Source organism: Streptomyces sp. NPDC052016 (assembly GCF_044548445.1).
Lineage (GTDB): Bacteria > Actinomycetota > Actinomycetes > Streptomycetales > Streptomycetaceae > Streptomyces.
Window position 1 is genome coordinate 60,973 of record NZ_JBIUBX010000004.1, and the last position, 12,626, is coordinate 73,598.

At 70.9% G+C, this 12,626-nt stretch carries 9 protein-coding genes; 8 read left to right on the top strand and 1 reads right to left on the bottom strand.

What is annotated here, in order from left to right:
• Positions 1-38 precede the first annotated feature (38 nt).
• On the top strand, positions 39-710 hold the full coding sequence (lexA, locus tag ACIHAR_RS06875; RefSeq protein ID WP_365453466.1) for a transcriptional repressor LexA: 672 nt from the start codon (positions 39-41) through the stop codon (positions 708-710).
• Between the two features lie 179 nt (positions 711-889).
• On the opposite strand, the gene ACIHAR_RS06880 is transcribed toward lexA, so the two are convergent.
• Positions 890-3,718, bottom strand: a complete 2,829-nt coding sequence (locus ACIHAR_RS06880) for a SpoIIE family protein phosphatase (protein ID WP_400017510.1) — start codon at positions 3,716-3,718, stop codon at positions 890-892.
• Between the two features lie 240 nt (positions 3,719-3,958).
• Between ACIHAR_RS06880 and ACIHAR_RS06885 the strand changes: the two genes are divergently transcribed.
• From ACIHAR_RS06885 to ACIHAR_RS06915, 7 genes are all read left to right on the top strand, one after another.
• On the top strand, positions 3,959-4,324 hold the full coding sequence (locus ACIHAR_RS06885; RefSeq protein WP_365453460.1) for a gas vesicle structural protein GvpA: 366 nt from the start codon (positions 3,959-3,961) through the stop codon (positions 4,322-4,324).
• A 413-nt stretch (positions 4,325-4,737) separates the two neighbouring features.
• Complete coding sequence (locus ACIHAR_RS06890) at positions 4,738-5,919, top strand: ROK family transcriptional regulator (protein WP_365453457.1); 1,182 nt, start codon at positions 4,738-4,740, stop codon at positions 5,917-5,919.
• Positions 5,920-6,317: 398 nt separating this feature from the next.
• Positions 6,318-7,841: a sugar ABC transporter ATP-binding protein gene (locus ACIHAR_RS06895; protein WP_365453454.1), complete on the top strand. Its 1,524-nt coding sequence runs from the start codon at positions 6,318-6,320 to the stop codon at positions 7,839-7,841.
• On the top strand, positions 7,838-8,872 hold the full coding sequence (locus ACIHAR_RS06900) for an ABC transporter permease (RefSeq protein WP_365453451.1): 1,035 nt from the start codon (positions 7,838-7,840) through the stop codon (positions 8,870-8,872). The genes ACIHAR_RS06895 and ACIHAR_RS06900 overlap by 4 nt, the downstream gene beginning before the upstream one ends.
• A gap of 101 nt (positions 8,873-8,973) precedes the next feature.
• Positions 8,974-10,020: a substrate-binding domain-containing protein gene (locus ACIHAR_RS06905; RefSeq protein WP_365453448.1), complete on the top strand. Its 1,047-nt coding sequence runs from the start codon at positions 8,974-8,976 to the stop codon at positions 10,018-10,020.
• A gap of 68 nt (positions 10,021-10,088) precedes the next feature.
• Positions 10,089-11,303 carry a Gfo/Idh/MocA family protein gene (locus tag ACIHAR_RS06910; RefSeq protein ID WP_400017515.1) on the top strand — a complete coding sequence of 405 codons (1,215 nt, stop codon included), beginning with the start codon at positions 10,089-10,091 and terminating at the stop codon, positions 11,301-11,303.
• Positions 11,304-11,334: 31 nt separating this feature from the next.
• Entirely contained in the window at positions 11,335-12,342 is a 1,008-nt protein-coding gene (locus ACIHAR_RS06915) for a sugar phosphate isomerase/epimerase family protein (protein ID WP_365453443.1), read from the top strand.
• Positions 12,343-12,626 lie beyond the last annotated feature (284 nt).

Consider the following 12,626-nt stretch of genomic DNA (forward strand, 5'->3'; position numbering starts at 1 on the left):
GTCACGTGCAGCGAGGATCTTGCACGGAGGTGCCCGCGATGGAGAACAGTGCGCCCGCACGCCGGGGCCGTCCCCCGGGCTCCCGGACCGCCCAGGGAGAGCTGACGGACCGACAGTCGGCCATCGTCCGTTACATCACGGAGACGGTCGACCGGCAGGGCTACCCGCCGTCGATGCGGGAGATCGGCCAGGCCGTGGACCTCGCCAGCACATCGTCGGTCGCCCACCAACTGATGGCCCTCGAGCGCAAAGGCATCCTCTACCGCGATCCGCACCGTCCCCGCGCCTACCGGGTGCGGCCTTCGTGGGCGCCCGCCCTGGGCGGGAGGAGCGCGGCACCGGTCGACGTGCCGCTCGTCGGACGGATCGCCGCCGGCACCCCGCTGCTTGCCGAGGAGATGGTCGAGGACGTCTACTCCCTGCCCCGCCAGGTCGTGGGCGAGGGGGATCTGTTCGCATTGACCGTCTCCGGCGACTCCATGATCGACGCGGCGATCTGTGACGGAGACATCGTGACCGTACGACGCCAGGACAGCGCCGATCACGGGGACATCGTCGCCGCGCTCCTGGATGACGAGGCCACCGTCAAGGTGCTGCGCCGCCAGGACGGGCAGGTGTGGCTCATGCCCCGCAACCCGTCCTACGAACCGATCCGCGGCGACCAGGCGCAGATCCTCGGGAAGGTCGTCGGCGTCCTGCGCCTGCTCTAGACGGGCGCTCGGGCGGGCGGACACGGTGCAGTCGGCCCGGCCCGCCATATCGATGACGAGAGCGTGGCGCCGATCGGCCGCCTCGAAACGGACCTGCAGGCGGTCGCCGTCGCCCCGGTGCTTCTCCGCGCAACCCCGGTGAGGCGAGGCGGTTCCCGGCCGCGGTGCCGGTCGGCGGATCAGCCGGGGTCGTCGAACATGGCCAGCAGTGCATCCTCGTCCGTCTCCGGCGCCGGCTGCTGTTCCGGCTGCGGAATCTGCTCGGCCCACACCGTCTTGCCCTGCGGCATGTAGCGGGCGCCCCAGCTCTTGGTGAACTGCGCCACCAGGTACAGGCCGCGTCCGCCCTCCTCGGTCGTGGCCGCCCGGCGGAGCCGCGGAGAGGTGTTGCTGCGGTCGGAGACCTCGCAGATCAGTGAGTCGTCGCGCAGCAACCGCAGGCCCACCGGCCCCCGGCCGCCATAGCGCACGGCGTTGGTGACCAGCTCGCTGACCACCAGCCCGGTATTGAAATCCAGCTCCGACATGCCCCACTCGGCGAGCTGAGCACGGGTCAGCTCCCTGGCCCGGGCGACGACCGAGGTGTCGGACGGGAACTCCCAGGACGCCACCCGGTCCTCGGGCAGCGCGTGCACACGGGCCAGGAGGAGGGCGACGTCGTCCTGCGGGCCGTCGGGCAGGAGGGTGTCCGCGACCCGGTCGCAGATGTCCTCCAGCGCCGGACCCGCGATGTTCAGCGAGTTCAGCAGCTGCCCGGTGCGGGCGTCGGTGTCCCCGTACCCGCGGCCTTCCTTGAGCAGGCCGTCGGTGTACATCGTCAGCACGCTGCCTGCGGGCAGGTCGACGGTGGCGGACTCGTACGGCTGGAGCCCGCCGAGGCCGAGCGGTGGCCCGGCCGGCAGGTCGACCAGCCGCGCCTGCCCGTCCGGCGTCAGCAGAGCGGGCGGCGGATGACCGGCCCGTGCGGCCGTGCAGCGGCAGGACACCGGGTCGTACACCGCGTACAGGCAGGTCGCCCCGGTCGCAGGGTCCTCTTCGTCGGCCGATTCGTCGGGGGTACGGCTGACCAGTTCGTCCAGATGGGTCAGCACCTCTTCGGGCAGCAGGTCCAGACCGGCCAGCGTGCGCACCGCCGTACGCAGCCGGCCCATGGTCGCCGCCGCCTGCAGACCGGTTCCGGGCACGTCCCCGACGAGCAGCGCCACGCGCATCCCGGACAGCGGGATCGCGTCGAACCAGTCCCCGCCCACACCTGCCCTGGCATCCGCGGGCAGATACCGGGAGGCGAGGTCGACGGCGCTCACCTGGGGCAGGGCGTGCGGCAGCAGGCTGCGCTGCAGGGTGAGGGAGGCGTGGTGCTCCCGGCGGTAGTGGCGGGCGTTGTCCACGCTGATCGCGGCACGGGCCGCCAGCTCGGCCGCCAGCGTCAGGTCGTCCTGCTCGTACGGCCTCGTCCTGCCGCGGCGGTAGAACCCTGCCAGCCCCAGGATGGAGCCCCGCGCGCACAGGGGAGCGCCCAGGTAGGAGTGCACGCCCTCGCCCAGCAGGTCGACGGGGTGCACCCGGTCGGCCGGGTGCCCGGCCAGGGCGGCGGTCAGCACCGAGTCCGTGACCGGCTGGCCGGTCTCCAGACACCGGGACTGGGGTGTACCGGCGGGGTAGGTGGCCGGTTCGTCCACGCCACCGATCGGGGTGTCGCGGGAGTCCTCGCCCGCCCAGGCGGCCACCCGGCGCAGTGCCACGCCGGGGCCCAGCCGTCGGGGCGGTGGCTCTTCGCCCGCCAGGACGCCCTCCACCAGATCGACGACCACCAGGTCGGCGAAGCGGGGCACGGCGATCTCCGCCAGCTGCTCGGCCGTACGCCACATGTCCAGGGTGGTGCCGAGTCGGCTGCCTGCCTCGTTCAGCAAGGACAGCCGTCCGCGCGCCTCGGCGGCGAGTCGGCCGACGCCCGGCTCGCCCACCAGCAGCAGCCACGCGTCGGTGGCTCCGGCGGCGTGCGGTTGCGTCGTCGCGTCGGGAGCGTTCGTCCCAGGCGTCACGGTGGGACGGTTCAGCAGCGGCACATGACGGCCGCCGGGGGCCGTCACGGTGGAGGGGCCCGCTGTCCCGGCGCCACGGGCGTCCTCGAAGCTGACCTCGATCGCCGCGCCCTCCGCGTCGCCGTGGTGCAGCTCTCGGCGGCGCAGCATGGCCACACGACTGCCCGAGAGCGGCACGTCGGCGAAGGTTTCACCGGTCGAGGAGATCAGCTCCACGGCACGCTCCAGCAGCATCAGCCGCTCCTGCGGGGCCAGCCGGGGCGCCGGTCCGCCGAGCCGGGCCAGTTCTCCCGAGCCGAGGTCCAGCTCGGCGTGCCCGCCGCGTTCCCTGGCCCGGCGGAAGGAGCGCATCAGCTCGAGTTCACGGGTCGTGCCCAGCTCCAGCAGCCGTTCCCCGATGCGTTCGGTGGCGTTCTGCAGAGCCAGCGCCATGCCGGGGTCGGCGAGCACGCGGGGCACGGAGAGGTTGACCGCGCCCCGCACGGTGCCGCCCACCGGGTCGCACACCGGCGCGGCCATGCACGTCAGCTCCTTGAGGTCGTGCAGGAAGTGTTCGTGACCGACGACCACGAACGGCGCCCTGGTGCTCAGCACCATGCTGACGCTGCTGGTCCCCATGAATCGCTCATCGACATTGGCGCCCGGCACCAGGGAGGCGGCGTCCATCAGCTTCAGCCCGGCCGGGGCGCCCCACCGATCGAGGATGTTCGCCTGTGCGTCGGCCAGCGTCACGGTCACGGGCACGCCCGAGAACCGTTCGCAGAGGCGGTCCAGCACCGGCGCGGCGGCTCGGACGAGCCGGGAGTCGGGGTCGAGGTCACTCTCGATCGGCAGCGCCGCCCGTTCGCGGTCGATGCCGAGCGACTGCGAGCGCTCCCAGGAGGCGAGAATCTGAGGACGTACTCCGGCAACCCGCGGCATCCGGTCGTCCTGACCGCTGCCCGGAGGAGTTGGATACAGCGCCACAGAACCAGAGTAATCGGGCAATTAGTGCATCTGTCTCGCGGGGCAGTCGAGGCAACGGCATCCGGCGACATCGGCATCCGGTGACATCGGCCTGGCGGGCGTGACGGCCGTCCACCTCGGCGAGACGCGTGCATGTGTGGTCGTAGGTCTAGGGGCTACTCGCACCCTCAAGCCTTCGTCGCGGCCAGAGGCGGCGCCGACGGATCATGCAGAGACGGATGTGGCAAGGGGTTGGTCGCGATGACCGTGGCGACACAGCAGGGTGGCGGGGGCGGTTCCAGTGGCCTCTACGACGTTCTGGAACTCATTCTCGACCGCGGGCTGGTGATCGACGCCTTCGTGCGGGTCTCCCTTGTCGGGATCGAGATACTCAAGATCGACATACGGATCGTGGTGGCCAGCGTCGACACCTACCTCCGCTTCGCCGAGGCGTGCAACCGCCTCGATCTGGAGGCGGGACCGCGGAAGCCGGCCGGGCTGACGGAGCTCACGGGGCAGCTCACGGAGTCCGGCGCCCGTGGCAAGACCAAGGGAGCCCTGTCCGGCGCCGCGGAAACCATTTCCGACGCCTTTCAGCAGGCGCGGAAGGAGGGCCAGAAGTCATAGGGCGACCGGGCCACGCGCAGGCGAGGGGGAGGGAGGGGCGAGCATCTGCGCCTACGGGATCATCCGTCCCTCGAACTTCTCCCTCCGTCGGCACATGACATGAACGGCACCGGAGACCCGCCGCGGCGGGTGTGCGTGCTTGCCAGGGCAAGGTCGGTGTAGGCCTGGCGCAGGCGTCGGCGATGGCCTGCATGTCCGAGTAGAACGGACCCCTCGTGCATGGCTGCCGTGCGTCTCCGGTCCAGACTTTGTCCTGCACGTGGAAGAAGTCCTGGCGGGATCGTGCGTAAGTTCTTCCCACCCCGGTAAATCGCTGCTACTTTCCTCCCCGAAAGCCGACGACTCAGCCGATGAAGGCATGGCGTCTGGGTCCCCAGCCGTAGGCGTGGGAAGGGGAGGGGTTCGTGCGACGGATGACTGCTCGGCCTGAGAACGCGCATCAGGCGCGGCTGCTTCGTTTGCTGCGTGACAGCGGGGCCAACTCCCGTGCCCAGCTCGGCGATCTGGTGGACCTGTCCCGTTCGAAGCTGGCTGTCGAGGTGGACCGGCTGCTGGAGACGGGGCTGGTGGTCGCGGACGGGCTCGCCCCCTCACGGGGCGGCCGGCGTTCGCACAACATCCGCCTCGCTCCGGCGCTGCGTTTCCTCGGTGTCGACATCGGTGCCACGTCGATCGACGTCGCCGTGACGAACGCGGAGTTGGAGGTCCTGGGGCATCTGAATCATCCGATGGACGTCCGGGAAGGGCCCGTGGCGGTCTTCGAGCAGGTGCTGTCGATGGCGGCCAAGCTGAAGGCCTCCGGTGTCGCGGAGGGCTTCGACGGCGCCGGGATCGGTGTGCCGGGGCCGGTCCGCTTCCCGGAGGGTGTGCCGGTCGCGCCTCCCATCATGCCGGGCTGGGACGGCTTCCCGGTGCGGGAGGCGCTCAGTCAGGAACTGGGCTGCCCCGTCATGGTCGACAACGACGTGAACCTGATGGCGGTGGGGGAGCAGCACGCGGGTGTGGCGCGTTCGGTGGGCGACTTCCTCTGCATCAAGATCGGGACCGGTATCGGCTGCGGGATCGTGGTCGGTGGCCAGGTCTACCGGGGGACGACCGGCAGTGCCGGTGACATCGGCCATATCCAGGTGGAACCGGGAGGCCGTGCGTGTGCGTGCGGCAACCACGGTTGTCTGGAGGCACATTTCAGCGGTGCCGCGCTGGCCGGTGACGCGGAGGAGGCCGCGCGTGCGGGCCGCTCGGTGGAGCTCGCCGCTCGGCTGGAGACGGCCGGGCATCTGACGGCCGCGGACGTGTCGGCCGCTGCCGCGGCGGGCGACACGGTGGCCCTGGAGCTGATCCGGGAGGGCGGGAAGCGTCTGGGTCAGGTCATCGCCGGGCTCGTCAGTTTCTTCAATCCGGGGCTGGTGGTGATCGGCGGTGGTGTCACAGGTCTCGGGCACACGCTGCTGGCCAGTGTCCGGACCCAGGTGTACCGGCAGTCGTTGCCGCTGGCCACGGGCAATCTGCCGATCGTCCTGGGGGAGTTGGGGCCGGCCGCCGGGGTCATCGGCGCGGCCCGGCTCATCAGCGACCACCTGTTCTCACCGGCCTGACCGCTGCCGGCATCCGCCGGCGCATTCCCACCACGGGCCACGGCAACCCCTGACGCCAGAAGCGACAGCGCGACCACAGCCACCACAGCACCACCAAGCCAACACAGCCACCGAAGCGCCACGACCGAACCCATTCGCCACAGCGCCACCACGAACACAGCCGCCACCGCGCCACCTCAGCGCCACCGCAGCACCGCCGTACTACCGCACGACACTGCGGCGGCCGGCTCCACCGACAGCACTGGTCGCGGGCCGACCTGCCCTGCCTTGTCCTGCCTACCCTGCTCGCCCCGCCCCGGCACAGACGACGCCAGGCGCTTCCCACAGCTGCCCATGTACCCGATCCACCCTGTCCAGCCCTGCCCGCCCACGGCCGGCACCTGCCGAGGGGATTCCTCATGGCACCACAACCACCCCTGCTCACCATGTCCGGCATCACCAAGTCGTTCCCGGGCGTCCGTGCCCTGGACGGTGTCGACCTCGAGGTCCAGGCCGGCGAGGTCCACTGCCTCCTCGGCCAGAACGGTGCCGGGAAGTCCACGCTGATCAAGGTGCTCGCCGGAGCCCACCAGCCCGACGGCGGTGAGATCACCTGGCGAGGTGAGCCCGTGACCCTGGGGTCGCCGATCGCCGCCATGCGTCTGGGCATCGCCACCATCTACCAGGAACTCGACCTGATCGAGGGGCTGTCCGTCGCGGAGAACGTCTTCCTCGGGCATGAACCCACGTCCGCCGGGTTCGTCGTGCGCGGCTCCGCCGCCCGTACGGCGACCGCGGAACTGCTCAAGCGCCTCGGGCACTCGGAGATCGATCCCGCGCGGCTCGTCGGCGACCTGTCCGCGGCACAGCAGCAGATCGTCTCGATGGCCCGCGCGCTCTCCCACGAGGTACGGCTGATCGTGATGGACGAGCCGTCGGCGGCGCTCGACCCCGACGAGGTCGACAACCTCTTCAGGATCGTGGGCGATCTGACGGCCGACGGTGTCGCCGTCGTCTACATCTCCCACCGTCTCGAGGAGATCAGGCGCATCGGCGACCGGGTGACGGTGCTGAAGGACGGCCGGGCCGTCGCCGGCGGTCTGCCCGCCGAGACCACTCCCACCAAAGACGTCGTGGCCCTGATGACCGGGCGGAACGTCGAGTACGTCTTCCCCGAGCGCCCCCGGGCGGGGTTCGCCGCGGAGAGGGAACCGGTGCTGACGGTCCAAGGGCTGACCCGGCGGGGCGAGTTCGCGCCCGTCGATCTGGAGTTGCGGCCCGGTGAGATCGTCGGGCTGGCCGGGCTCGTGGGGTCCGGGCGCAGCGAGATCCTGGAGACGATCTACGGGGCCCGCAAGGCCGACGGCGGCCGTGTGCTCGTCGAGGGGACCCCCCTGCCTGCCGGCAGTGTCCGCGCCGCCGTCCGCGCCGGCATCGGCCTCGCACCTGAGGAACGCAAGGCGCAGGGGCTGCTGATGCTGGAGTCCGTCAGCAGCAACGTATCGATCTCCACCCTGTCCCGGTTCGCCCGCGCGGGCTGGCTGGACCGGCGTGCCGAGCGCGCCGCGGCGCACCGGGCGGTTCGGGAGCTGTCCCTGCGGCCGGACAATCCCGATGCCGCGATCAGGACGCTGTCCGGCGGCAACCAGCAGAAGGCGGTGCTCGCACGCTGGCTGTTGCGCGGTTGCAAGGTGCTGCTGCTGGACGAGCCGACCCGTGGTGTCGACATCGGCGCCCGGGCTGAGCTCTACGCAGTGATCCGCCGGCTCGCCGACGAGGGCCTGGCCGTACTTCTCGTCTCCAGTGAGGTGCCCGAAGTCCTGGGTCTCGCCGACCGGGTGCTGGTGCTCCGTGAAGGAAGCGTCGTGCACACGGCGGACGCCCGGGAGCTCGACGAGCACCGTGTACTCGATCTCGTGATGGAAGGGAGCCCGACGTCATGACGCAGCCGGCCGCCGCGGCGCAGAAGGAAGCGCCGAAGTCCGCCGCCGAGTCCGCGACGGACAAGGAGGGTGCGCGCCGACCGCTCGGTCTGCGGTGGGACGTGCGCAGTCTGTCGTTGCTCGGTGTCCTCGCCGTACTCGTCGCGGTCGGTGGGATCACCGCGCCGGACGAGTTCCTCGCGACGAGCAATCTGCAGCTCGTCCTCACCCAGGCGTCCGTGATCGGTGTCGTCACCGTCGGCATGACGTTCGTCATCACCAGTGGCGGTATCGACCTGTCGGTCGGCGCGATCGTGGCGCTCGCCTCGGTGTGGGCGACGACCGTGGCCACGCAGGAGTTCGGCTTCGCGGGCATCCTCTTCACCGCCGTGATCGTCGGTGTGGGCTGCGGACTCGTGAACGGCCTGCTGATCGCCTACGGCAGGATGGTGCCGTTCATCGCGACGCTGGCCATGCTCGCCTCCGCGCGGGGGCTGGCGTTGCAGATCACCGACGGCAGGACCCAGATCGTCACCGTCGAATCGGTGCTCGACCTCGGCGTCCGGGACGCCTACATCCTCGGCATCCCGCCCCTGGTCCTGGTCTTCGCCGCGGTCACCGTCATCGGCTGGCTGCTCCTCAACCGCACCACCTTCGGCCGCCGCACCGTCGCGGTCGGCGGCAACGCGGAAGCGGCTCGGCTCGCCGGCATCGACGTCCGCCGCCAGCGCCTGTACCTGTACCTGCTGTCCGGACTGTGCTGCGGTATCGCCGCGTTCATGCTGATCGTGCTCGCCGGCTCGGGGCAGAACACCAACGGCAACCTCTACGAGCTGGACGCCATCGCCGCGGCGATCATCGGCGGCACCCTGCTCAGCGGCGGCCGCGGCACCATCGTCGGCTCCGTCCTCGGTGTCCTGGTCTTCACCACGATCACCAACATCTTCGCCCTGAACAACCTCGAGACCGCTGTCCAGCAGATCGCGAAGGGCGCCATCATCGTCGCCGCCGTCCTGGTCCAGCACCGCTCGTTGCGCGGCGGCGACGCCTGACGCAGCACGGCACACCGCCGGCACGGGTCCTGACCCCGCCGTCCGGCATCCCCCACATCCCTCATCTCACGCACACCGCCCAGTCGAAGGGTCGATCCGCCATGGCAAGAGTCCCGGCCACCAGCCGCAGAGCACTGCTGTTCGGCACCGCAGCCGCATCCGCCGGCGCGCTGCTGACGGCGTGCACCAGCAACGAACCCAGCAAGCAGGAACAGGCCACGAACAACGCCCCGGTCGCGGACGACAAGCCGGGCAAGGCCGTCACCATCGGCTTCGCCGGCCCCCAGGCCGACCACGGCTGGCTCAACGCCATCAACCAGAACGCCAAGTCGCGTGCGGAGAAGTACTCCGACGTCACGCTGGAGATCACCGAGGGATCCAACGACACCGCCCAGCAGATCGGCCAGATCCAGACCCTGATCAACAAGAAGGTCGACGTCCTGGTGATCCTGCCGGCCGACGGCAAGGCGCTCACCCAGGTCGGTCTGCAGGCCATGAAGGCGGGCATCCCCGTCGTCAACCTGGACCGCGTCTTCGCCTCCCCGCAGGCGTACCGCTGCTGGATCGGCGGCGACAACTACGGCATGGGCTTCAACGCCGGCCACTACATCGGCGAGCAGCTCAAGGACAAGCCGAACGCCAAGGTCGTCGAACTCGCCGGGCTCGACAACCTCGAACTGACCAAGCAGCGCACCCAGGGCTTCGACGACGCCCTGAAGAACTACCCCAACATCAGGAAGGTGGCCCGCCAGGCGGCCGACTTCACGGTCGAGTCCGGCCAGGCCAAGACCGCGCAACTGCTGCAGGCGCAGTCGCAGTTCGACGCGCTGTGGAACCACGACGACGACCAGGGCGTGGGCGCGCTGCGCGCCATCGAACAGGCCGGCCGGGACGACTTCCTGATGGTCGGGGGAGCGGGCGCCAAGTCCGCGATGGACGCCATCAAGGCCGACAACGGCGTGCTCAAGGCGACCGTCCTGTACCCGCCGACGATGGCCGCCTCCGCGATCGACCTCGCCCGCGCCCTCGGCCAGGGCAAGGGCGTCGGCGGCCTCGCCGAGTTCGAGATCCCGTCCTCGCTGACCCTCTACTCGGCCGTGGTCACCAAGGACAACGTCGACCAGTACCTGCCGACCGGCTTCATCTGACCGGTCCGGGCCCCGTGCCCCACCAGCACAGCGATGAGTCAGTGACACTCCGACGAGGAGGAATCCGTATGGAACAGAGGGACAGTCGGGCCGCGCCGCCGGCACTCGGCGTGGGCATGGTCGGCTACGCGTTCATGGGCGCCGCGCACTCGCAAGGATGGCGCACCGTAGGGCGCGCGTTCGACCTGCCGCTGCGGCCGGTCCTCGCCGCGATCGCGGGCCGCGACGCGCACGCCGTGCGGGCGGCGGCCGACAAGCACGGCTGGGCCGCGGCGGAGACCGACTGGCGCGCCCTCGTGGCCCGCGACGACGTGCAGCTCGTCGACGTCTGCACACCGGGCGACAGCCATGCGGAGATCGCGATCGCGGCACTGGAGGCCGGCAAGCACGTGCTGTGCGAGAAGCCCCTGGCCAATTCGGTGGCCGAGGCGGAGGCCATGGTCGCGGCGGCCGAAGCGGCCCGCGCACGCGGACAGCTGGCGATGGTGGGCTTCAACTACCGGCGCGTGCCCGCCCTGGCCCACGCACGCCGGCTGATCGCCGACGGCCGGCTCGGCGCGCTGCGCCACGTACGGGTCACCTACCTACAGGACTGGCTGGTCGACCCCGACTTCCCGCTGACCTGGCGGCTGCAGCGCGAGCACGCGGGGTCGGGGGCGCTGGGCGACCTCGGCGCGCACATCGTCGACCTCGCCCAGTACCTGGCGGGTGAGGTACTGGTCGGGGTCTCCGCCCAGATGGAGACCTTCGTCGGGGAACGCCCCCGCCTCGAGGGTGCCTCCTCCGGCCTGACCGCTTCCGGCGGCGCCGGGCGCGGGCCCGTCACGGTCGACGACGCGGCCGTCTTCACCGGCCGGCTCTCCTCGGGTGCGCTCGCCACGTTCGAGGCGACCCGCATGGCGACGGGGCGCAAGAACGCCCTGCGGCTGGAGGTCAACGGCGAGTACGGTTCGCTCGCCTTCGACCTCGAGCGGCTCAACGAGCTGTCCTTCCACGACCACCGGGAGCCGGCCACCACGGCGGGGTTCCGCAGGATCGTCGTCACCGAGGCCGAGCACCCGTACCTGGAGGCGTGGTGGCCGCCGGGCCACGCCCTCGGCTACGAGCACACCTTCACCCACCAGGCCCGCGACCTGGTCCTGGCCATCGCGTCCGGCACCGATCCGGTGCCGTCGTTCGCCGACGGTCTGCAGGTGCAGCGGGTGCTCGCCGCGGTGGAGGAGAGCGCGCAGAAGAACGCCGTCTACACCCCCGTCCAGGCAGTCCAGGCCGAAGTCCGGTAGAGACCCGGCAGGAACCCCGATTGGAGGCGCCATGCCACGCCCGTTCACCCTGTTCACCGGTCAGTGGGCCGACCTGCCGCTGGAGGACGTCTGCCGGCTGGCCCGCGACTTCGGCTACGACGGCCTCGAACTCGCCTGCTGGGGCGACCACTTCGAGGTCGACAAGGCCCTGGCCGACCCGTCCTACCTGGCCGGCCGGCACGCCCTGCTGGACAAGTACGGCCTCACCTGCTGGGCGATCTCCAACCATCTCGTCGGCCAGGCCGTCTGCGACAACCCCATCGACGAACGGCACCAGGGCATCCTGCCCGCCCGGATCTGGGGCGACGGGGAGCCGGAGGGCGTCCGCCGGCGTGCGGCGGCCGAGATCAAGGACACGGCGCGTGCCGCGGCCGCCTTCGGCGTCGACACGGTCGTCGGGTTCACCGGATCGTCGATCTGGCACCTGGTGGCGATGTTCCCACCGGTACCGGAACGGATGATCGAGCGCGGCTACGAGGACTTCGCGGAGCGCTGGAACCCGATCCTGGACGTGTTCGACACCGAGGGCGTCCGTTTCGCCCACGAGGTCCATCCGAGCGAGATCGCCTACGACTACTGGACCACCCGACGCGCCCTGGACGCGGTGGACAACCGGCCGGCCTTCGGGCTCAACTTCGACCCCAGCCACTTCGTCTGGCAGGACCTGGACCCGGTCGGCTTCCTCTACGACTTCCGGGACCGGATCTACCACGTCGACTGCAAGGAGGCCCGGAAGCGTCTGGACGGGCGCAACGGGCGCCTCGGCTCCCATCTGCCCTGGGGCGACCCGCGGCGCGGCTGGGACTTCGTCTCCGCCGGGCACGGTGACGTCCCCTGGGAGGACGTGTTCCGGATGCTGCGTTCGATCGGTTACGACGGTCCGATCTCCGTGGAGTGGGAGGACGCCGGCATGGACCGCCTCATCGGTGCGCCGCAGGCGCTCGCCGATCTCAAGCGGTTCGACTTCGACCCGCCCTCCGCGTCCTTCGACGCCGCCTTCGGGGGCGGCGACAAGTAGAGGGGAGTCGCGAGGGTCCCGCCCTCCGGGGGGACGGCGGGACCCTCGCGACCGGCCCCGCGACCAGCTGGACCGTTGCCCGGCGCTGAGAAGGCCGCCGGGCCGGTCCGGGCTGCCCGGACACGCCTTTGTCCTGGCGTGGGAAGAAGTTTCGACTTCTTCGTGCACAAGGGCTTTCCGCCGAGGACGAACCGGGCTACGGTCCCCTCTCGTGCACAGGCGCCACACAGTGGTTCGCTGCTGACGGCGCGTTCCGGTTGCACGGCTCACCGCTCGTCCGGCCG